Here is a 20,341-nt window from a genome sequence, read left to right as displayed (position 1 = left end):
TGAGGCGGGTATGGCCGGTGTTAGCTTTGACCGGTGTTGAGATACCCGCCTCTCGAGGTGACAGCGACAACGCCGCGGATCAAACTTGTTGGAGCGTCGGACGAGTTGCTGGAGCGACTGGCCCCGTTGGTGCGTTCCGGCAAAGCCATGGCCGATCCGCCCCCGTACGACGATCCGATGTCTCTGTACGAGGAGAATCCTGAGACTCGGGAAGCGAAGTGGTTGCAAGGAATCTGGCGGGGGCGGGGCTCCGCCACGAACGACTTCTGGCGCCTCTACTTTGCGGTCATCCTCGACGGGGAACCGGTAGGGATGCAAGACATGGTCGGGCAATCATTCAATGACCTCGGCATCGTCACGACCTTCTCGTGGCTGTCCGAGGATGTGCGGGGTCGCGGTCTCGGCAAAGAGATGCGGCAGGCAATTCTTCACCTCGCGTTTGAAGGGTTCGGAGCCAAGGAAGCGACCACCGAAGGTTTCCTGGACAATCCCGGATCTAATGGCGTCTCTCGAGCTTTGGGTTATCAAGCCAATGGGTTCGAGTGGGCGACACGGCGCGGCGAGCCCGCCCAACTACAACGCTGGCGACTCACTCGTCAGGAGTGGTCGACGCGCCGACGTGACGACATCGAACTACACGGCATCGAGGCGTGTGCTCACACACTGGGAATCCAACCGAACAAGCTCTAGCCCTCGACGAGGTGGACTCGGCGTACGTAGCTCACTGCGCGGGCGGCATCCAGCTGCTCGTCCGCCACGAGGGTGACGAGGATGCCGTTAACGGCGAGCCAGTCGTCCAGGTCGACGAGCACCGCACGCAGCGGGTCGAGGCCGTCGACGCCGCCGGCGACGGAGAGGTCGGGTTCGTGGGTGCGGTAGTCGCCGGGGATTTCGTCGAGGCGGGCTGTAGGCACGTGGGGGAGGTAGGCGACCGCGAGGTCGACCGTGCCGCGTAGTGCGGGCGGGAGGGCATCCCACCAGTCGCCTTCGTGGACCGTAAACCCGTACCGGTTTGCGTTGCGGGTCGCGAAGGTCAATGCGAGCGGATCGAGATCCGCCGCGTAGACCACCGCTTCTGGGAGACGCGAGGCGAGGGCGGCGGCGATCGCGCCGCAGCCGGTTCCAAGGTCGACGATCACACGGGCTTCGGGGCGCAGGGCGACGGCTTGCTCGATCAGGGTTTCGGCTCGGGCGCGGGGCACGAAGACGCCGGGACCGACCTCGACTTCGATGCCGGCGAACAGGGCAGTGCCGAGGGCGTGTTCGAGCGGGATGCCGCTTCCGCGGGCAGCAACCACCGCATCCGCTGCGCTGTCGTCGTCACCGAGCACCCGGCGGATTTCGGCTGCCTCCTCTTCGGCGAAGACGCACCCAACAGCGCGCAATCGCGCAACGAGCGGATCAGGCATCGGCCGTTGGCGTGGGGGCCGGTGTTGGCGCTGACCTGCTACGACGGCGAATGACGAGTCGCGGCAAGCGCTCGAGCCGGCGCTGCTCGGGCAGGCTCCAGTGGAACAGCACGGCAAGGATGCGCACCGTCACCGTCAACGCGACGCAGACGACCGCTGCAACGGTGATGGTGACCCCGAGCGCCACGAGCACGACCAGGGTCGTTGTGCCGACGAGGGCAGCGACCGCATAGAGCGAGCCGACGTGCATCAGGGCGACCGGCACGCTGAGCAACATGTCGCGCAGGATCGAGCCTCCGACAGCCGACAGCGAACCCACGAAGATCGCCGGAATCGCCGGGAGTCCGGCGCTCAACGCCGCGGTGGTACCGATCGCCCCGAACAGCCCCAGGGTGAGGGCGTCGAGCACGGTGATGACCTTCTGGAGCCGTGAGAAGAGGCGCTCAAGCAACATCCCGCCGAGTGCAGCGCCGACCGCAACCGGGAGGTACCAGTTGCTGAGCAGCGCCTTCGGCACCTCTCCGAGCAGGATGTCGCGCAGCAGCCCACCACCGAACCCGGTCGCGATGCCGATGATGGCCACCCCGAGCAGGTCGAGCCGCCGATCCCGAAACTGTGCCGCGAACGTCGCCCCCTGCAGGCTGCCGATCCCGATCGCCAGCAGGTCGGCCCACATCGGGATCACGAAAACGTCGGGGGTCACGACTCCATTGGTAGCACTTGCTCAGTCCTGTTGCTGCGCTCGCGTTGCCAGCGCACGAGGGCGACCGCGAGCAGCACGAGTGCGGCGACGGCCTCGCCCAGGGTGGTCACCACGACAAAAAGCAGAAGATCGGGGCCCACATCATGCAGGTGCTCAAGGTGGAACACGGCGTGCGGCACCGCGAAGGCGGAAATGGCGAGCAGTGCCGGGATGACCAGAACCGTGCGAGGGATGATCGCGGCCGCGACGAGCACGATGGCGATCCCGAGCGTCGCGCCCCCGAAGTCGCGGGCGTAGTGCTCTGCGAACGGCGGCGTGAGGTTCACCCCGGGGAAGTTCGCGTAGAAGTTCTCGGGAGCGAGAAGGTTCCAGCCCCCGATCAACAGTTCGGCGAGCGCGAGAACCGCGAGGCCGATACGCAGCACGGCGGTCACCGCCGTGCTCCCGAAGCGAGCCACTCGTCGAAGGTCTGAGTGCCATACCCGGGTACCCCCGTCAGGTGGTAGCCGGCACGGAATGCGGCGAAAGTCTTGCCCGGCAGATTGAGTACGAACACCCGTTTCTTGGCCCGACCCGCGAGCTGCAGGCGAGCCAGGATGTTGCGGCCTTCGAGAATCTCCGGCCCGCCGATGTCGCCGACCCGGCCAGCGGGCGTAGCTGTCGCCAGTTCTGTTAGCCGAACCGCGACATCCAGGACCCCGATGGGTTGGATCTTCAGGTCGACGAAGAACCGCCCTCCCGTCATCGCCAGAATCTCGCCGGGGAAGGAGTGGAACTGGGTCGCGCGCAGGATCGTGAATGGAATCCCCGACGCTTCGATCGCCGACTCGTTGGCGACCTTGTCACGGTAGTAGGCATACGGGATGCGGTCGACGCCGACGATCGAGAGGAAGACCAGGTGAGTCACGCCGGCGGCTTTCGCGGCGTCGAGGAGGCGCTGCGTATCGGGCAGGTCCCTTTTTCGGTTGGTCGCCAGATGCACGACGGTTTCCACTCCGACCAGAGCGTCGGCGAGTCCGACGCCGGTCGACAGGTTGCCGAGCAGGTGGCCGTCGCCGGGTTGACGACTGAGCACGCGCACGTCGTGTCCTGCCGCGCGGAGCCGGTCGACGGTGGGGTGTCCCGGTCCCGACGTGCCGCCGGTGACGAGGATGGTGGTCATGGTTCTCTCCTTAGGGGTGGGATTTCCCTAGCTGAGAGCGGCGAGGCTCTCAAAACGTGACAGCTTGTCGGGGTTGACGACCATAAAGATGCGGTGGATGCCGCCAGGCTCCGCCTCGATCGTCCAGATTGCGATCGGCACACCGTCTCGAACCCCCAGCATTCCGGGGCCACCGTTGACCTCGACGGAGACCGGGTGGATGCCGCCCCCGAACTTCTCGAGAACCCCGAGAACGAACTGCGCCACTCGTTGCGGGCCACGGATCGGCTTGCGGGCTGCCGTCACCTTGCCCCCACCGTCCGAGAGTGCCACGATGTCAGCCGCGAGAACGCTTTCGAGCGACTTGAGGTTGCCGCTGCCTGCTGCGGTCAGGAACGCTCCCAGGAGCCGGTCGCGTTCGGTCGTGGGCACCGCACGGGAACGCTCACTCGCCAGATGCTTGCGAGCCCGGCTCAGCAACTGCCGAGCGTTCGCGACGCTCACCTCGAGCACTTCGGCGATGCGTGCGTGCGGATAGTCGAAGGCCTCGTACAGCACGAAGGCGGCACGTTCGGCGGGCAGCAGCCTCTCGAGCAACACGAGGATCGCGATCGACAGAGCCTCGGCCAGTTCGGCCCCCAACAGCGGATCCGCCGAGGTATCGACGGGTTCGGGCAACCACGGCCCGACGTAGACCTCGCGGCGTGCACGTGCACTCGTCAACGCGGTGATCGAGAGCCGGGTCACGATCGTCGCGAGGTAGGCACCGGGCTCGGCCACGGCATCCCGATCGGCGCCCTGCCAGCGCAGCCAGGTGTCCTGCAGCACGTCTTCGGTATCGTGCACCGACCCGAGCATGCGGTAGGCGATCCCGAACAGTCGGGGCCGCACCTCGTCGAAGACGTCCACCTCCACATCATCACAGGCGGGGCGGGGCAGACTTACTCCCGTGCCGATGACCTATCGCGATGAGGCGGTCGTGCTGCGCACCCACAAGTTGGGTGAAGCCGACCGTATCGTCACGATGCTGTCGCGGCAGCACGGCAAGATCCGGGCGGTCGCGAAGGGTGTTCGCCGCACGGCATCCCGTTTCGGTTCTCGACTCGAACCGTTCATGGTCGCCGACCTGCAGCTCTACAAGGGTCGCACTCTCGACATTGTGCAGCAGGCGGAATCCATCGGGTCGTACGGTGCCGACATTGTTGAGGACTACCCGCGGTTCACCGCCGCGACCGCGATGGTGGAGGCCGCCGACCGGCTCACCGAGCACGAGGCGGGGCTGCAGCACTACCTCCTTCTGGTCGGCGCGTTGCGATCGCTGTCGAAGAACGAGCACGCACCCGGGCTGACCCTCGACTCCTACCTGTTGCGCGCGCTGTCGGTCGCGGGCTGGGCACCGTCGTTCGTGGACTGCGCCGTCACGGCAGAACCCGGGCCGCACAGCGCGTTCGTCGTGCAACTGGGCGGGGTGGTGAGTGACGCGGTCGCACCGCCCGGCGCCCCGCGTCTCGATCCGCTGACCCTCACCACCCTGGCAGCGCTGCTGGCCGGTGACTGGCAGACCGCGGATGCCGCCGACGCCCGCACCCGCGCCCAGGCTTCCGGAGTGGTAGCGGCGTACACCCAGTTCCATCTTGAGCGCGGGTTGCGATCACTCGAGCACGTCGATCGGACCTCCGCGTGACCGACCAACAACGCACCGGGCTGCCGCTCGACTACGCGGGCGGGAAGCCTCCCACGCTGCCCGCTGCCGCGGTACCGAAACATGTCGCGATCGTGATGGATGGCAACGGTCGCTGGGCGAACCAGCGCGGCCTGTCCCGAGTCGAAGGCCACAAAGCGGGAGAGGCGAGTCTTCTCGATGTCGTCGCGGGCGCCATCCAAATCGGGGTGACGCACCTGTCGGCGTACGCGTTCTCCACCGAGAACTGGAGCCGCAGCCCCGACGAGGTGCGCTTTCTGATGGGCTTCAACCGGGATGTCATCCGCCGCCGCCGCGACCAGTTGCACGAGTGGGGAGTGCAGGTGAAGTGGGCCGGGCGACGACCGCGCTTGTGGCGTTCGGTGATCGACGAGCTCGAGGTCGCCGAACGGTTGACCGCCCGCAACACCGGACTCACCCTCACGATGTGCGTCAACTACGGTGGGCGAAACGAGCTGGCGGATGCCGTGCGCGCGATTGGCGCCGAGGTCGCGGCCGGCCGCCTCAAGCCCGACCGCATTTCGGAGAAGACCCTGCAGAAGCACCTGTACGTGCCCGAACTGCCGGATGTCGACCTGTTCGTACGGTCGTCGGGGGAGCAGCGCACCAGCAACTTCATGCTCTGGCAGAGCGCCTACGCCGAGATGGTGTTTCTCGACACCCTGTGGCCCGACTTCACGCGAGCCGACCTGTGGCGCGCGGTCGAGCTCTACGCCAGCCGCACCCGGCGCTTCGGCGGAGCGGTCGACACCCCGACGTCCTGAACGGATGTTGGCATCCACCAGGATGTTGACATGCCGCAGACGATCGACTTCGCACCCCTCGACACCCCCGGTGCGGACGAAGCGGCCAATCCGATTCGCTCCGCGCGTCGCCCCAAAAAGCAGATGCCGATCGGCGCGCTCGGCGTGATCGTGATCACTCTGCCGATGCTGGCGATCATCGGCTATTCGCTGCCCTCGACGATCGCCAAGACGATCACCGACTACGGCGTGCCCGACCCGTGGCTGTCGCAGTACGGTCTGCTGCTCGCCATCTCGACATGGGGACTGTTCGCGCTGGGGCTGGGAGGCGTCATCCTCTGGGTCGTCTTCAACGGCGAGCCGGTCGTTCCGGTGATGCGCCGTCTTCCCGCCTTTGCCGCGGCGAACGGTCTGAAGTTCGAGGAATACCCCACCGACCATCGGGTCTCGGGCTGGCTCTTTGACACTCGCCGGCGCCTAGCGGTGTACCGGGTGAGTTCGGCCACCGGCCGGGAATTCGAGATCGGCGAACTGCAGCGGGTGCAGCCGGAGAGCAAATTGGACCCCGGTATGGAGCCGGCCGCATACGTCGCGGTGCGTCTCGATCGGAAGTTGCCGCACATGGCCTTCCTCTCGACGCAGGCGCGCGTGCCGAACTGGTTGAGCGTGGATGGCTCTCAACTGGTGCCGCTCGAGGGCGACTTTCAGACCTACTTTCGGTTCTATGCGCCGACCGGGTATGAGCGGGATGCGCTTCAGGTCATCACGCCCGACGTCATGGCGGTGCTCGTGGATGACGCGGCGGCCTGGCACGTCGAGATCGTCGACGACTGGGTGATTTTCACGAAGGGCTACAGCTTTCAGCAGAACACCGCGGAAGACTGGCGGCGCATCTTCACCATCATCAGTGCCGTGGCGCCTGAGGTGGTTGTGCAGGGCGATGGCTACCAGGATGAGCACGCGGCACAGTCGGTGCCGAACGTCGTCGCCCCGGCCGGTCGGCGGCTACGAGCGAGAACACCCTCGATTGTCGTCGTCGCGCTGGTGACCCTCGTCGTGTGGCTGATCGCGTTCTTCGCACTGCAGGCACCGCTCTACAGCTACGTGATCCACAATCAGGAGTTCGCGCCGGTCGAATCGAACTGAGTCGATTCGGCCTGAGCTGCCGGGGCGGCATCCCGTCGCCACGGTCGGATGACGAAGAGCCACAGGCCGAGAGCTGCGACGGCGTAAGCGAGATAGAGCCCGATCCAGCCCCAGAGGTCGACCTGGACGCGATCCCACGACGAGGGCAGGGGCAGCAGCACGAGGAGGAACGCAAACAGCCCGGCCAGGTAGGCAACAGCCCAGAGGATCTTGTTTGCCGCCCAGACCGCATTGCCGGTGAGCCCGCGCAGCGGGAGCAGCGCGATGGGCATGGCCGAGATTCCGGCGACCGCAACAGCCGAGAGGGTCTCACGCACGAAGACGGTCCCGCCGGTGGCGGGGAGCAGTCCGTACCCGATCCAGCTCAGGATGCCTGCCGCCAGCGACCAGCCGAGTCCGATCAGCGCGAGCCGTGCCTGTTCGACGGTCGCGAGAAGTCCACCCACGACGACTCCGGCGACGAGGCCGAAGACGATGCCCGGCTCGAACCCGGTGAGGCGGCTGAACAGCACCGCGCCGATGACGACCACGAGGGTCACCGGTCGAAACTCCAGTGCGATCGGAGACGACGGATGCAGGCGCCGCGCAATCTGCATCAGGACGACCCAGCCGACTCCGATCGACACTGCGAGAGCGAGGGTGATCTCGGTGAGAGTGCGCAACCCGGCAACGTCGAGTCCCACTCGTGGGTCGACGAAGGTTGCTGCGATCGCTGCGACACCGAGACCGGCGACGGCGTACGGCCAGCGCGTGAACCGCATCCTGAGTTTCTTCTCACGGGGAGCGCGACCGGCGGTGAGCCGCTCGATCGCCGAGTCGAAGAGCGCCGTGGGCAGCGCAACAAGAAGCACCAGCACGACACTCCCCGCCGCGGCCCAGATGACATTCGCCACCGTGATCGCCTGGGACGGGGTGGCGAGGGTGCTGAGAACCCCCGGGTCGGCGGGCGGACGCGGCGGGTACGAAGGGAACGGCCCGGAACTCGAGAGGGGAGTCGCGGACGGGTTATTGCAGCTGGCGTCGAGCAGGCACACGGAGCCGCTGATGTATGGCAGCGTCGCGTCAATAGTTCCCGCGTCGTACTCGATCGTCGATCCGTCGGCGCAGTCGACCTCGCCGCTCGACCCACCCGTGACCTGCAGGTGGGCGGATACCGCCGTGATGTCAATCGCCGTGTGGATCGGCGGCGTGTAGTCGTCGGCGCAGATATCACCGACTGCCGGGATGTCGGCTTCGAAGTGACCGTTGGTCAAGGCGTAGGTCGTCTTGCCGGTCAGCGACGCCGTATCGGCGGAGTTGGAGGCGACCGCGGCGACTCTGCAGGGCTGGGTCGAGCAGTCGACCGTGACCTGGAGATGGACCGGCGAGCTCACCCCGTCAGTCGCGACTGTCTCGCCCTCGCCCTCGTACACGACGAGCGGATCGAGGTCGTCTGCGAGCGGTGAGGCGGTCGCTGCGACGGCGGGCACGCCGAGGAGGGCGACCAGGATCGCCAGGGCGGTAAGAGCACGGTGCGGGCGCATGCTGGCGGCAGAATATCAGCGCCCACGCTCGCCGGTAGGCTGGCGGGGCTATGGCCACCCCTCTTGAATCGATCATTTCGCTCGCAAAGCGTCGCGGTTTCGTCTTCCAATCGGGCGAGATCTACGGAGGGTCCCGGTCTGCCTGGGACTACGGCCCGCTCGGCGTCGCGCTGAAGGAGAACATCAAGCGCGAGTGGTGGAAGTTCATGGTGCAGACCCGCGACGACATCGTGGGTCTCGACTCCGCGGTCATCCTGCCCAAGCGCGTCTGGGAAGCCTCCGGTCACGTCGATGTCTTCTCCGACCCGCTGGTCGAGTGCCAGCACTGCCACAAGCGCTACCGCCAGGATCACCTGCTTGAAGAGTTCGAAGAGAAGAAGGGCCGCGCCCCCGAGAACGGGATGGCTGACATCGTCTGCGTTAACTGCGGAACTCGCGGCCAGTGGACCGAACCGCGCGCGTTCAGCGGTCTGCTCAAAACCTTCCTCGGTCCGGTCGACGACGAAGCCGGCCTGCACTACTTGCGTCCGGAGACCGCACAAGGCATCTTCGTGAACTTCGCCAACGTCGTCTCGAGTGCGCGCATGAAGCCCCCGTTCGGCATCGCCCAGGTCGGCAAGAGCTTCCGCAACGAGATCACCCCCGGCAACTTCATCTTCCGCACGCGCGAGTTCGAGCAGATGGAGATGGAGTACTTCGTGCAGCCGGGCACCGACGAGGAGTGGTTCAGCTACTGGCTCGACCAGTGCGAGGCCTGGTTCACCGGCCTCGGACTGACGGCCGACAACATCCGTCGCTATGAGCACGCACCCGAGAAGCTGTCGCACTATTCCAAGCGCACCGTCGACCTGGAGTACAAATTCGGTTTCGCCGGGTCGCAGTGGGGCGAACTGATGGGTGTGGCGAACCGCACCGATTTTGACCTGTCGACCCATTCCCGCGAGTCAGGCGTCGATCTGTCGTACTTCGACCAGACCACGAACGAGCGCTGGACGCCGTACGTCATCGAACCGGCGTTCGGGCTGACCCGTGCCTTGATGGCTTTTTTGGTGGATGCCTACGCAGAAGACGAGGCGCCCAACACCAAGGGCGGGGTCGATACCCGTACCGTGCTGCGCCTTCACCCGAAGCTCGCCCCGGTCAAGGCCGCGGTGTTGCCGCTGTCGCGCAACGAGCAGCTCTCGCCGGTCGCGCGCGATCTCGCCGCCGACCTGCGCAAGGACTGGATGATCGAGTTCGACGACGCCGGCGCGATCGGCCGTCGCTACCGCCGTCAAGACGAGATCGGCACCCCGTTTGCGGTCACGGTCGACTTCGACACGCTTGAGGATCAGGCGGTCACCGTTCGCTCGCGCGACACGATGAGTCAGGAGCGGGTCTCACTCGCGAAGCTGCACGGCTACCTCGCCGAACGGCTCTGACCGCCCCTTCCACAGGGTCACCGCGCGGGGCGGCCGGTGTCGGGTGAGGGTGCGGTGCTGGACAACTACCTATGGGCATAGGTAGTGTGCTTATGACGGTACAGCCCGCGACGACGACGTCGAAAGGACCACCCCCATGGCGACCTACACTCCCGCCCAGCTCCTCGAAGACTTCTCGGTGGAGATGACCGGCAAAGACGTACCCGGCCTCCGTGAAGCCGCACCGCTGATCCCCGCCGGAACTCGGATCAACGTCACGTTCCTCGGCAACGAAGACCTCTCGATGCGGCTCATCGCATCGAAGGCCGTCCTCGACAGCGGGTTCATCCCCGTGCCGCACATCTCCGCGCGCCGTCTGAAGAGCCAGGAGATGCTCGAGGAGTTCCTCGGTGCGCTGAAGGCGCAGAACACCGCGTCGCACGTATTCAGCGTCGGAGGAGACCCGCACGAACCCGAGGGTCCCTATGAGGACTCGCTCGAAGTCATCCAGACCGGTCTGCTGCAGAAGTACGGCGCGTCCGACATCTCGATCGCGGGATACCCCGAGGGGCACCCCGATATCTCCGACGACAAGCTCTGGGCTGCCCTCACCGGCAAGCATGCTGCCCTGACGGCGGCGGGCACCCGCGGCACGATCCTCACGCAGTTCGGGTTCGACGAGAAGCCGGTGCTCACCTGGATCGAGAAGGTACGTGCGGCCGGCATCGACTATGAAATCCGCATCGGTGTGCCCGGCCCAGCAGGCATCAAGCGGCTGCTGTCGTTCGCCGCGCGCTTCGGTGTGGCGTCGAGCGCCGGCATTGCGAAGAAATACGGCCTGTCGCTCACCAACCTCATGGGCACCGCGGGGCCCGACAAGTTCATCAACCGCCTCGCCAAGAAGCTCGACCCCGCGAAGCACGGTGTGGTGAAGTTGCATTTCTACACGTTCGGCGGTCTCGCCGCGACGTCGGAGTGGATCCGCGACTTCAAGGAGAAGCTGTGAGCATGGCGACCATCAATAGCCCGGCGACGACGCTCGCCGCTGCGGCGGCAGCGCAGCTCGACAGCTACACCAACCAGGCGGTTCTGACCGTGCACGGCAAGGACCAGCCGGGGATCGTCGCGGCGGTCTCGACCATGCTGGCCGGGCTCGGGGCGAACATCGTGTCGCTCGATCAGTACTCCGACAATCCCGAAGGCGGAAAGTTCTACCAGCGCACCGTCTTCCACCTCGCGGAGCTCAACGTAAAGCTCCCCGCCCTCGAAGCCGAGCTGGGCGAGACCATCACGAAGGGCTTTGGCCTGCAGTGGAAACTCACGCAGCGTTCAGTGCCGAAGCGGGTGGTGATCATGGCATCCAAGTCCGACCACTGCCTGCTCGACCTGCTCTGGCGTCAGCGTCGAGGCGAGATTCCGATGACGGTACCGATGGTGATCGGCAACCATCCGGAGCTGGCGGATGACGTGCGCGGCTTCGGCATCCCGTTCCTGCACGTGCCCTCGAAGCCGGGTCCGGACAAGTCAGAGGCCGAGGCCAAGATGCTCGACCTCATCCGCGGCAACGCCGATCTCGTCGTGCTCGCCCGCTACATGCAGGTCATCTCAGAGGACTTCATCGAGAAGGTGGGGGTTCCGATCATCAACATCCACCACTCGTTCTTGCCGGCGTTCATCGGTGCTGGCCCGTATCGGAAGGCGAAAGAGCGCGGGGTGAAGTTGATCGGCGCGACGGCGCATTACGTCACCCCCGACCTGGATGAAGGTCCGATCATCGAGCAAGACGTCGTGCGCGTGACGCACGCCGACACCGCCTTGGACCTGCAGCTTCGCGGCGCCGACGTCGAACGCGCCGTGCTCTCCCGTGCTGTCCTTGCGCATTGCGAAGACCGCGTCATCCGCGCCGACCGCGAAACGATCGTCTTCTAGCCACCACCGGGCCTCTCGGGGCTCTTTCACATCCACCCAACACCTATCTCCATAGGTATTCAACGAAGAAGGAACCCATGGCCGAGCCCACGAACCTCCAAGGCAAGATCGATGCGGCGGGCAACCCCGTCGAGATGCTGCGCAACTCCCAGATCGGGTCGTACATTTACCCGGTTGTGCCTGCCGACTTCCAGAACTGGATCAAGGAGCAGCAGGCCTGGCGCAAGACGGCCGTTCTCTACGACCAGTCCCACCACATGGACAACGTCTTTCTCAAGGGGTCGGATGCGATCAAGTTGATCTCCGACACGGCGATCAACTCGACGGCCGTGTTCCCGGTCGATCGCGCCAAACAGTACGTTCCGACCACCGCCTCCGGTCACGTCGTCGGTGACGGCATCCTGTTTCGTGAGGCCGAAGATGAGTACGTCTACGTCGGCCGCGCCCCGGCATCCAACTGGCTGATGTACCACGGTGCGACCGGTGGCTACCAAAACCTCGAGGTCGTCGTCGACCGTCGCTCGAACTCGCGCCCCTACGGCGATGCGGTGAGTCGCAAGTACTACCGCTTCCAGATCCAGGGCCCTGCCGCCTGGTCGGTTATCGAGAAGCTCAACGGCGGGCCGCTCGAGCAGCTCAAGTTCTTCAGCATGGCGACCATGAGCGTCGGCGGCATCAACGTGCGCACCCTGCGTCATGGCATGGCCGGCGCGCCGGGACTCGAGCTGTGGGGCCCGTACGCCGACCACCACAAGATCCGCGACCTCATCGTCGAGGCCGGCAAGGACTTCGGCCTCGTGCAGGTCGGGTCGCGCGCCTACCCGTCGAACACCCTCGAGTCGGGCTGGATCCCGTCGCCGCTTCCTGCGATCTACACGGGTGCTGAAGAGCAGGGCTACCGCGACTGGCTACCCGCCGACTCCTACGAGGCGACCGGCACGCTCGCCGGCTCGTTCGTCTCGGCGAACATCGAGGACTACTACCTGACCCCGTGGGAGCTCGGCTACGGCTCGTTCGTGAAGTTCGACCACGACTTCATCGGCCGCGACGCCCTCGAGAAGATGGACACGGAGACCCAGCGCAAGAAGGTCACCCTGGCCTGGGACGCCGAGGACGTCACCAAGATCTTCGCGTCGCTGTTCGACGTCGACGGACCGTCGCACAAGTTCTTCGACCTCCCGCTGGCCAACTACGGCTCGGCGAACTACGACTCCGTCGTGGACGCCGACGGCACGGTCGTTGGCTACTCGATGTTCACCGGCTACTCGTCGAACGAGAAGCGCGCGCTGTCGCTCGCAACCATCTCGCCCGACGTGCCCGAGGGCACCGAACTTCACGTGCTGTGGGGTGAAGACCCGAACACCACGAAGGCCTCGGTCGAGACCCATGTGCAACTTCCGGTTCGCGCCGTCGTCAGCCCAGTCCCGTACTCGACGGTCGCTCGCGGGTCGTACCAGGGCGGCTGGCGCACCGGCTACAAGAGCTGATAAGCCGCTAGGGTCGGACGCTGGATCACTTCACGGTCCCGCGTCCGACCCTAGGCTTTGTGAAAAATGTCTCTGAGATTCGCGTTACTCGCGCTCCTGAGCGTCGACGCCATGACCGGGTACGACCTGCACAAGCGGTTCGACTCATCGGTCGGTCACGTCTGGTACGCGCCGGACTCTCAGATTTACCCCGAGCTGCGCAAGATGGAAGCCGACGGCGTGGTCCGCGCCGAGGAGGTGGCCTGGGGTCCCAAAGGCACCAAGCGCGAGTACCACATCACCGATGAAGGTCGCACTGCGCTGCGTGAGTGGATGAACGCGATGCTGCCGTACGCCCGATTCCGGGATGCCATGCACCTGAAGTCCGCCTACTTCGAGTGGGCGACACCGGATGCCGCGCGCGCCCAGTTGCGCGCCCACATCGCGCACTACGAGGCAGAACTTGCGCAGTGGGAGGAGCAGATCATCCAGATCAACACGTCGACCTCCCCGATGCTGAATCGTCGGCTCGCCGTCACTCCGGAAGCCGACCGCGCGCGAACTACCGCGTTCAAGCGCTTCGCGTACGAGGGGCTCGTGCAACGTGCCCAGCAAGAGATCGCGTGGGCGCGCAACGGGCTCACCCTGATCGACGATCTCGACAACCTCGACGAAAAAGAAGAAGGCCGATGACCGACCTCCCGCCTCCACCACCGCCGACCTCCCGTGCCGAGCAGACCACGATCGTCGAGTTGCCCTATCACCGTCTTTTTCGCGCGCAGCCGACGTATCGGTGGTGGCGTCCGCTCGTTGCTCTTGTGATGGCAGCGGTGTTCTTTTTGGGTGTCCAAGTCGTGCTGGCTATCGTTCTGGTCGTCGTGCTGTTCGCCAATGGCACGATCAGTGTCGGCCACATCCCGACTCAGACCGAGTTGCTCGCCGAGTTGTCGCCCGACCTGACCAATCCGTGGACTCTGGTGTTTGGGCTCGGGGCGATCCTGCTGGTCTTGCCGCTGATTCCGTTGGCGTTGCGGATCGCTGGCATCCGCCCGTCGGGGTATCGGGTGAACATCCTGCACTCGGTCACCTTCCGACTGCGTTGGCGCTGGCTCGGTGTCACGGCGGCGATCTCCGCCGTCGTGTGGATCGTTAGCCTGGCCGTGCAGGTTCTCGTGGGGGTCGCATCCGGCCAGCCGCTGCTGCCGTTCAGCACCCCGATCGGTCCCTATCTCGTGGGTGCGCTGATCGTGGTGCTTCTGGTACCACTCCAGGCGGCGACCGAGGAGTACCTCTTTCGCGGCGTCCTGCAACAGGTCATCGGCGCCTGGGCGCGGTGGGCTCCGGTCGGCATCGTCATCTCGGCGACCCTGTTCGCGCTCAGCCACAGCTACGACATCTGGGGGCAGTTGCAGGTCGGCATCCTCGGCGTGAGTTTCGCCATCGCGGCGATCCGAACCGGCGGCCTGGAATCGGGGATCGCCTACCACTCGGTGCACAACATCGGAACGTTCCTGATCACCGGCACCGGGATGTTCGGGCCCACCAACTCTGCCGGGGCCGTCGGCACACCGATGGATGTCATCCCGCCGCTGATCACTGCGGCTGTCTGGCTCACCGCGATCGAGTTTGCGGCACGTCGGATGCACCCGCAGCGGATCAGTCGGATCGCGGTGACCCGTCTCGTTCCCGACCCGCCGACCCAACCGGGAATGCCTGCGACTTTGGGCGGTTGAACCCAACATGACCCGTGAACCCACCATGAACATCACCACGACCGAACCCATCAAGGTCGACATCTGGTCGGACATCGCCTGCCCGTGGTGCTTCATCGGCAAACGAAAGTTCGAAGCAGGTGTCGCCGCCGCGGGGCTGCCGGTCGAGGTCGAGTACCACTCGTTCGAGCTCTCGCCGGGTACTGCGGTCGAGGTTGAAGGTCACCATGTCGAGCACCTCGCTCAGCACCTGGGTGTGCCGCTCGAGCAGGCGACCGCGATGATCGATCGGGTCTCGGGTATCGCCGAAAGCGTGGGACTGCACTACGACTACGACGCCCTGCAGTCGACCAACACGGTGCTCGCGCATCAGCTCATTCACTACGCGAAGGCGAAGGGGCTGCAGCTCGAGATGAAGGAACACCTGATGAAGGCGTACTTCGAGGACGGGCGCCACGTCGGCCGCATCCCGGAACTCGCCGATCTCGCCACCGAGCTCGGCCTCGATCGGGATGATGTCATCCGCTCCTTGACGGCGAACGAGTACCTCGACGACGTGCGCGCCGACATTGCGCTGGCGGGCGAGCTGGGTATCCGCGGGGTTCCGTTCTTCGTGCTCGACGGCAGGTTCGGAGTGTCGGGCGCGCAAGACCCGGCCACGTTCGCTAACGTCCTGCAACAGGTAGCCGACGAGCGTGCGGCCGCCGTGGAGTCCGAAATAACGGAGGCGTCGTGACCGAGCCGAACCCCGCACCCCTGGTGTTGGAGATGGTGGGCGACACCGCCGCGGAGGTTTGCGAGGGGGAGTTCTGCGTCATCCCGCCCCACCACGATCAGCACGTCATGAACCGCCGAGTGGACTCCGACAACATCTGACTTCTCGGGCTTTCCGGCCTGAGGTGCACCCGTGCGCCCTGGATGCCAGATATTAACAGCTTGTTACAGACGTGAGAACTCCTCCGTATCCGCTTGACTCACGTCCCCGTTTCGGGGGACTCTTACGGCCTAGCCGGAAGCTCCGCACGTTGAGGCCAACCCCCGATTGAGGCCTCGACCTTCAGGAGTTCGGTCGATGGGGATTGCGCTGCCCACTGGGCGCGTCGGTTGGTAGCGATACCAATGGTTCCCCCGACCGAAAGCGTGACCCGATGCCCGCTCCTGCATACCTTCCGATCGACCCGCTCGGCGATTTTCTTGCCTCGCCGTTCAACCCCGACGCCATCGCCAACTTCGTGGCAAGCCTCGCGCCGTACTTCCCGATCGCGCTCGCAGGGATCCTCGTTTGGGGCCTCTGGCTCTACCGCGTGATCCTGTCGGCGACGGCCCCGGCGATCGAGGGCGACTTCCGAGCCCCAACCTCTGTGGTCGTGCCCTCGTTCCACGAGGATCCCGACATCCTGATGCGCTGCCTCGAGTCCTGGCGAGCCCAAGACCCTGACGAGATCATCATCGTTCTGGACGTTGCGGACGTCGACAGTTACGACCGCATCGTTGCGCTCGATGATGACCGCATCCGCCCCATCCTCTTCGAGCACGTCGGCAAGCGCTCGGCGCTCGGCGCTGGCATTCGCCTGGCGAGATACGAGATTCTGGTTTTGACCGACAGCGACACCTCGTGGCTGCCGGGGCTGCTGGTCAACGTGCAGAAGCCGTTCGCCGACCCCGCAGTGGGCGGCGTCTCGACCCAGCAGAACGTCTACGCCCGCACGACGAGCATCTGGCGACGCGTCGCCGACTGGCTAGTCAACCTGCGGTACTACAACTACGTCCCGGCGATGGGCAGGGCTGGCGCGGTGCCGTGCATCTCGGGACGCACTGCCGTCTATCGCCGCTCGGCAGTCCTGCCGGTGCTCGACCGTCTCGAGAACGAGTTCTTCCTCGGCAAGCGCTGCATTTCTGGCGACGACGGGCGCCTCACCTGGCTCGTCCTCGCGTCGGGGTTCAAGACCGTGCATCAGCGCTCCGCACGGGCGCTATCGATGTTCCCCTCGACACTCAGCGGCTTCGTGAAGCAGCGCGTGCGCTGGAGCCGAAACTCCTACCGCTGCTACTTGACGGCGATCTTCAAGGGGTGGCTGTGGAAGCAGCCGTTCGTGACCAAGGTCACGGTTCTGCAGATCCTGCTCACCCCGGTAACGATGGGCTTCACGGTGGCATACCTCCTGCTCAGCCGGCTCGACTTCACGCCGCTCGCCATCGGCGCGGTGGTCGCCTGGCTGCTGGTGACCCGTGGCATCCGTGGCGCGTCGCACCTTCGTCGCCACCCCGGTGAGATCTTCCTGTTGCCCATCGTGGCTCTGGTCGTGATTTTCATCGCCCTCCCGATCAAGCTCTTCGCGTTCGTCACGATGAACCGCCAGGGATGGCTGACCCGCCGCGCCGACCAGATCGGCGGCGACGGCCAGAACACCCGCTCGCTCGGAGCGGAGGTCGTCGCGTGACGCGCCTGATTGCGGCCGTCGCCGCCATCCTGCTGATCGCTGTAGGACTTCTCACCGGTTCGATTGCAGCCTCCGCCGCTCCGACCGCGACCTTCACCTCTCCGGATACCGTCACCGCCGGCCGCGACTACCCCGGGAACCCGGACACCGAAGCGCCGCTCGTTGCCGCCGAGGAACGCCGAATCATCGACATCCGAACGACTCTGCAAACCGCGCTTCTGCAAGGCGTGGTGCCGAGGCGACCGTTCCGGCTCACCACGACCGGAGTGCCAACGATCGTCCTCGTCGGCCGTTCGGCGCCGTACACGATCGACGAACTCGCCCGCATAGCGCCGCGGAGCGTCGAGAAGCGCAGCGACGGCAGCTACCTGATTTCGGAGCACATCTACGTCGCCGAGGGTGCGACTCTGCGGATCGACGGCGTCGGCGTCAAGCTGCTGCTCGCCTCGAACGCGCACGGTTTCGTGTCGATCGTCGCCGACGGAGGCACTCTCGTCATCCGGGGTGACGCAAGTTCACCGCTCGAGGTGGGGAGCTGGGACTCCGACGCAGTCGGACCCGACCTCCTCACCGACGATGGACGTGCCTACGTGCGGGTGTACGGCGGTCATGCCGAAATCACCGATGCGAAGTTCGAGCAGCTTGGCTTCTGGAGCGGAATCACCGGCGGTCTCGCGATCACCGGTTCCGTCATCCCCGAACCGCTCATCGCCGACGACCCGACATCGGCGGCCCAACCGCTTGACGAGAACCTGGTTAGCCTCGGCCCCGACGCGTCGCCGCTCGACACCCTCGCCCTCGAGGGAGAACCGGATGGTGCGGGCTACGCCTCCGCTCTCCTGCAGTCGGTCGAAACGATCGGCAACGCGTTCGGGCTCTTCGTGACGGCGGCCGACCGTGTCGATATTCGCGGGTCGTCGTTCGAGAACTCGCTTGTCGACGGCCTGGTCTTTCACCGCGATGTCACGAACAGCACGGTCTCCGGCTCGGTCGCGACCGGCAACGCCCAGGACGGTTTCAACCTCACTCGGGCGACGTCGAGCGTCGTGTTCGACGATCTTGAGGCGCGCGACAACGGTCGCAACGGCATCACGATTGAGGGCCGTGCTCTGGTCGACGGTCCGAGCGCAACGGGCATCGCCGTCAGCAGCTACGGCGGCAACGAGGTGCGCAACAGCACCTCGGCGGGCAACGGCCGGTATGGCATCGAGGTGGTCGGTGGCTTCGACATCAACATCATCGGCAACGAGGTCTCGAACAACCTGATGGGCATCGTGGTGACCTCCGGGGCGACCGGGGTGACCATTCGTGCCAACGAAGTCAGCGGATCGACCCAGCAGGGGATCGCCGTGCGCGACTCCGGTGCTGACATGTCCGTCGTGGACAACCGCGTCGATGGCGGCGAGATCGGCATCTACCTGCGAGACGCGGGCGGACGCATCGAAGACAACCGCGTCAGCAAAGTCAGCAACCACGGCATTGCACTCGTCGGCGCGACCGGAGGGTCGGTGATCGTCGGAAACACCATCGACGGCTCGGGTCCGAGCGCGATCGACGTGAGCCGCTCCACCGGGATGGCGGTGCGCGACAACGACGCCACAGGGTGGCACGACACCAAGCCGCTCGCGATCGTCCTGGCTCGTATTTTCCAGCCACTGACGGTCATGTGGCTGGTGATTGCGCTCCTCCTGATCGTCACGTTGGTCATGCGTCGTCGCCGCCGCGTCGGAGTCAACCCGTACGCCGACCAGGCACCGCTGTCGAGCTTCACGCGCGGCATCGTTCCTCGGGCGCAAGTTGGGTCTCGGGTGCAGGTCCCCAACCTCGGCGAACCGTCGACCGGGATCGGGTCGTGAAAGCCGATGACGAGCCCACTGAGCGCCGCCCCGTGATCGCCATCGTCGTCCTCGTCCTCGTGCTTGGTCTGTTCATTGTGGGAGGCGTGTGGGTATTTCTGGGAAGCCGACCAACGACGCCCGAGGCCGTGACCGGCCCGACTCCGACCGCCCTTGAGCCGTCGAAAACGCCCATCTCGACGCCGAGCGCTGACGGCTCGTGCGCGGAGCCGACAACGACCGTTGCGTCCGAGCTCGACCTTCAGTCCGCGCTCGACGGCGCGGCACCTGGCGATGTCATCTCGATCGCCCCCGGACGGTATGTCGGCAACTTCACGATCACGACCTCCGGGACGGCGTCGAACCCCATCACCCTGTGTGGGACGCCCGACAGCGTGCTCGACGGAGGTGGTGTGGATCAGGGCTATGTCGTTCACCTTGACGGTGCGAGCTACTGGCACCTCGCCGGGTTCACGGTCACCAACGGGCAGAAAGGCGTCATGGCCGACGGCACGGTTGGGTCGGTGATCGAGGGGTTGACAGTGACCATGATCGGCGACGAGGCGATCCACCTCCGCCGGACGAGCACCGACAATCTCGTCACCGGTAACCAGGTGAGCGCGACCGGGTTGCGACGCGACAAGTACGGCGAAGGAATCTACGTCGGGACGGCAAAGAGCAACTGGTGCGAAATCTCGGACTGCAACCCCGATGCGAGCGACCGGAATGTGATCGAAGGCAACACGATCTGGGCCACGACGGCCGAATCGATCGACATCAAAGAGGGCACGACCGGGGGAACCGTGCGCGGCAACTCCTTCGACGGCGCAGGGCTGACTAACGCCGGCGGTGACTCGTGGGTCGACGTCAAAGGCAACGACTGGCTCATCGAGGGCAACACCGGTGTCAACACCCCGATGGACGGATTCCAAACGCACGAAATCGTTGACGGCTGGGGCACGCGCAACACATTCCGCGGCAACACCGCTGTCATCAACGGACCCGGTTTCGGGTTCTCCTTTACTCCCGCCCGCGACAACGTCGTCACGTGCGATAACACGGCTTCCGGTGCTGGCAGTGGCTTGAGCAATGTGAGCTGCGTGTCCGGCTAAAGGAAGACCCAAGGCCGACCCCGATTACGGCCGCCCATCGCATCAGAACTCTCCACCCCCCAGGAGGAAATTGTGACCA

21 protein-coding genes are annotated in these 20,341 nt (G+C 65.5%); 15 read left to right on the top strand and 6 right to left on the bottom strand.

Annotated features, from left to right (window positions below):
- Window positions 1–33 precede the first annotated feature (33 nt).
- Complete coding sequence (locus ABIR17_RS04770) at window positions 34–690, top strand: GNAT family protein (RefSeq protein ID WP_348003215.1); 657 nt, start codon at window positions 34–36, stop codon at window positions 688–690.
- On the opposite strand, the gene ABIR17_RS04765 is transcribed toward ABIR17_RS04770, so the two are convergent.
- The 5 genes from ABIR17_RS04765 to ABIR17_RS04745 are packed head-to-tail and all read right to left on the bottom strand — an operon-like array spanning window position 687 to window position 4,162.
- Window positions 687–1,409: a methyltransferase domain-containing protein gene (locus ABIR17_RS04765; protein WP_348003214.1), complete on the bottom strand. Its 723-nt coding sequence runs from the start codon at window positions 1,407–1,409 to the stop codon at window positions 687–689. The two genes, ABIR17_RS04770 and ABIR17_RS04765, sit on opposite strands and share 4 nt — an antisense overlap.
- Window positions 1,402–2,085, bottom strand: a complete 684-nt coding sequence (locus ABIR17_RS04760; RefSeq protein ID WP_348003276.1) for a TRIC cation channel family protein — start codon at window positions 2,083–2,085, stop codon at window positions 1,402–1,404. The genes ABIR17_RS04765 and ABIR17_RS04760 overlap by 8 nt, the downstream gene beginning before the upstream one ends.
- A gap of 23 nt (window positions 2,086–2,108) precedes the next feature.
- Window positions 2,109–2,546: a hypothetical protein gene (locus ABIR17_RS04755; RefSeq protein WP_348003213.1), complete on the bottom strand. Its 438-nt coding sequence runs from the start codon at window positions 2,544–2,546 to the stop codon at window positions 2,109–2,111.
- Window positions 2,543–3,274, bottom strand: a complete 732-nt coding sequence (locus ABIR17_RS04750; protein ID WP_348003212.1) for an NAD(P)H-binding protein — start codon at window positions 3,272–3,274, stop codon at window positions 2,543–2,545. The genes ABIR17_RS04755 and ABIR17_RS04750 overlap by 4 nt, the downstream gene beginning before the upstream one ends.
- 27 nt (window positions 3,275–3,301) lie before the next feature.
- Window positions 3,302–4,162, bottom strand: coding sequence for an RNA polymerase sigma-70 factor (locus tag ABIR17_RS04745; RefSeq protein WP_348003211.1), 861 nt, complete (start codon window positions 4,160–4,162; stop codon window positions 3,302–3,304).
- A gap of 40 nt (window positions 4,163–4,202) precedes the next feature.
- Between ABIR17_RS04745 and recO the strand changes: the two genes are divergently transcribed.
- Genes recO through ABIR17_RS04730 form a run of 3 tightly spaced genes read left to right on the top strand, consistent with a single transcriptional unit; the run spans window position 4,203 to window position 6,844 of the window.
- The gene (gene recO, locus ABIR17_RS04740; protein ID WP_348003210.1) at window positions 4,203–4,937 is read left to right on the top strand and encodes a DNA repair protein RecO; all 735 of its coding nucleotides are present in this window, start codon (window positions 4,203–4,205) and stop codon (window positions 4,935–4,937) included.
- A 20-nt stretch (window positions 4,938–4,957) separates the two neighbouring features.
- Complete coding sequence (locus ABIR17_RS04735) at window positions 4,958–5,719, top strand: isoprenyl transferase (protein WP_348003275.1); 762 nt, start codon at window positions 4,958–4,960, stop codon at window positions 5,717–5,719.
- A 30-nt stretch (window positions 5,720–5,749) separates the two neighbouring features.
- The gene (locus ABIR17_RS04730; protein WP_348003209.1) at window positions 5,750–6,844 is read left to right on the top strand and encodes a hypothetical protein; all 1,095 of its coding nucleotides are present in this window, start codon (window positions 5,750–5,752) and stop codon (window positions 6,842–6,844) included.
- Here the strand turns inward: ABIR17_RS04730 and ABIR17_RS04725 are convergent.
- Window positions 6,814–8,367 carry a hypothetical protein gene (locus tag ABIR17_RS04725; RefSeq protein ID WP_348003208.1) on the bottom strand — a complete coding sequence of 518 codons (1,554 nt, stop codon included), beginning with the start codon at window positions 8,365–8,367 and terminating at the stop codon, window positions 6,814–6,816. The two genes, ABIR17_RS04730 and ABIR17_RS04725, sit on opposite strands and share 31 nt — an antisense overlap.
- 50 nt (window positions 8,368–8,417) lie before the next feature.
- On the opposite strand from ABIR17_RS04725, the gene ABIR17_RS04720 reads away from it, so the two are divergent.
- From ABIR17_RS04720 to ABIR17_RS04670, 11 genes are all read left to right on the top strand, one after another.
- Window positions 8,418–9,788 carry a glycine--tRNA ligase gene (locus ABIR17_RS04720; RefSeq protein ID WP_348003207.1) on the top strand — a complete coding sequence of 457 codons (1,371 nt, stop codon included), beginning with the start codon at window positions 8,418–8,420 and terminating at the stop codon, window positions 9,786–9,788.
- A 136-nt stretch (window positions 9,789–9,924) separates the two neighbouring features.
- Entirely contained in the window at window positions 9,925–10,773 is an 849-nt protein-coding gene (locus ABIR17_RS04715; RefSeq protein ID WP_348003206.1) for a methylenetetrahydrofolate reductase, read from the top strand.
- Between the two features lie 2 nt (window positions 10,774–10,775).
- The gene (purU, locus tag ABIR17_RS04710) at window positions 10,776–11,696 is read left to right on the top strand and encodes a formyltetrahydrofolate deformylase (protein WP_348003205.1); all 921 of its coding nucleotides are present in this window, start codon (window positions 10,776–10,778) and stop codon (window positions 11,694–11,696) included.
- 77 nt (window positions 11,697–11,773) lie between these two features.
- Entirely contained in the window at window positions 11,774–13,183 is a 1,410-nt protein-coding gene (locus tag ABIR17_RS04705; RefSeq protein ID WP_348003204.1) for an aminomethyl transferase family protein, read from the top strand.
- 66 nt (window positions 13,184–13,249) lie between these two features.
- Entirely contained in the window at window positions 13,250–13,855 is a 606-nt protein-coding gene (locus tag ABIR17_RS04700; protein ID WP_348003203.1) for a PadR family transcriptional regulator, read from the top strand.
- Window positions 13,852–14,895, top strand: coding sequence for a type II CAAX endopeptidase family protein (locus tag ABIR17_RS04695; RefSeq protein WP_348003202.1), 1,044 nt, complete (start codon window positions 13,852–13,854; stop codon window positions 14,893–14,895). The genes ABIR17_RS04700 and ABIR17_RS04695 overlap by 4 nt, the downstream gene beginning before the upstream one ends.
- Before the next feature lie 7 nt (window positions 14,896–14,902).
- Window positions 14,903–15,610 carry a DsbA family oxidoreductase gene (locus tag ABIR17_RS04690; protein ID WP_348003201.1) on the top strand — a complete coding sequence of 236 codons (708 nt, stop codon included), beginning with the start codon at window positions 14,903–14,905 and terminating at the stop codon, window positions 15,608–15,610.
- Window positions 15,607–15,750 (top strand): hypothetical protein, encoded by a 144-nt coding sequence (locus tag ABIR17_RS04685; protein ID WP_348003200.1) that lies wholly within the window; start codon window positions 15,607–15,609, stop codon window positions 15,748–15,750. The genes ABIR17_RS04690 and ABIR17_RS04685 overlap by 4 nt, the downstream gene beginning before the upstream one ends.
- Before the next feature lie 272 nt (window positions 15,751–16,022).
- Complete coding sequence (locus tag ABIR17_RS04680) at window positions 16,023–17,315, top strand: glycosyltransferase (RefSeq protein WP_348003199.1); 1,293 nt, start codon at window positions 16,023–16,025, stop codon at window positions 17,313–17,315.
- Window positions 17,312–19,171, top strand: a complete 1,860-nt coding sequence (locus ABIR17_RS04675) for a right-handed parallel beta-helix repeat-containing protein (protein WP_348003198.1) — start codon at window positions 17,312–17,314, stop codon at window positions 19,169–19,171. The genes ABIR17_RS04680 and ABIR17_RS04675 overlap by 4 nt, the downstream gene beginning before the upstream one ends.
- Window positions 19,168–20,262 (top strand): right-handed parallel beta-helix repeat-containing protein, encoded by a 1,095-nt coding sequence (locus ABIR17_RS04670; protein ID WP_348003197.1) that lies wholly within the window; start codon window positions 19,168–19,170, stop codon window positions 20,260–20,262. Before ABIR17_RS04675 ends, ABIR17_RS04670 begins: the two co-directional genes overlap by 4 nt.
- The last annotated feature ends 79 nt before the right edge of the window (window positions 20,263–20,341 follow it).

Origin of the sequence: Pseudolysinimonas sp. (genome assembly GCF_039912695.1) — a bacterium.
In the GTDB taxonomy this organism is placed as follows: domain Bacteria; phylum Actinomycetota; class Actinomycetes; order Actinomycetales; family Microbacteriaceae; genus Pseudolysinimonas_A.
This window is presented reverse-complemented; position numbering and strand designations above follow the sequence as displayed.

What these genes read in the sequence shown, in the direction of transcription:
- ABIR17_RS04765 (WP_348003214.1), bottom strand. Translation starts at nt 1,409, where the DNA reads ATGCCTGATCCGCTCGTTGCGCGATTGCGCGCTGTTGGGTGCGTCTTC.
- ABIR17_RS04760 (WP_348003276.1), bottom strand. Translation starts at nt 2,085, where the DNA reads ATGTGGGCCGACCTGCTGGCGATCGGGATCGGCAGCCTGCAGGGGGCG.
- ABIR17_RS04750 (WP_348003212.1), bottom strand. Translation starts at nt 3,274, where the DNA reads ATGACCACCATCCTCGTCACCGGCGGCACGTCGGGACCGGGACACCCC.
- ABIR17_RS04730 (WP_348003209.1), top strand. Translation starts at nt 5,750, where the DNA reads ATGCCGCAGACGATCGACTTCGCACCCCTCGACACCCCCGGTGCGGAC.
- ABIR17_RS04725 (WP_348003208.1), bottom strand. Translation starts at nt 8,367, where the DNA reads ATGCGCCCGCACCGTGCTCTTACCGCCCTGGCGATCCTGGTCGCCCTC.
- ABIR17_RS04720 (WP_348003207.1), top strand. Translation starts at nt 8,418, where the DNA reads ATGGCCACCCCTCTTGAATCGATCATTTCGCTCGCAAAGCGTCGCGGT.
- ABIR17_RS04715 (WP_348003206.1), top strand. Translation starts at nt 9,925, where the DNA reads ATGGCGACCTACACTCCCGCCCAGCTCCTCGAAGACTTCTCGGTGGAG.
- purU (WP_348003205.1), top strand. Translation starts at nt 10,776, where the DNA reads ATGGCGACCATCAATAGCCCGGCGACGACGCTCGCCGCTGCGGCGGCA.
- ABIR17_RS04705 (WP_348003204.1), top strand. Translation starts at nt 11,774, where the DNA reads ATGGCCGAGCCCACGAACCTCCAAGGCAAGATCGATGCGGCGGGCAAC.
- ABIR17_RS04700 (WP_348003203.1), top strand. Translation starts at nt 13,250, where the DNA reads ATGTCTCTGAGATTCGCGTTACTCGCGCTCCTGAGCGTCGACGCCATG.
- ABIR17_RS04695 (WP_348003202.1), top strand. Translation starts at nt 13,852, where the DNA reads ATGACCGACCTCCCGCCTCCACCACCGCCGACCTCCCGTGCCGAGCAG.
- ABIR17_RS04690 (WP_348003201.1), top strand. Translation starts at nt 14,903, where the DNA reads ATGACCCGTGAACCCACCATGAACATCACCACGACCGAACCCATCAAG.
- ABIR17_RS04680 (WP_348003199.1), top strand. Translation starts at nt 16,023, where the DNA reads ATGCCCGCTCCTGCATACCTTCCGATCGACCCGCTCGGCGATTTTCTT.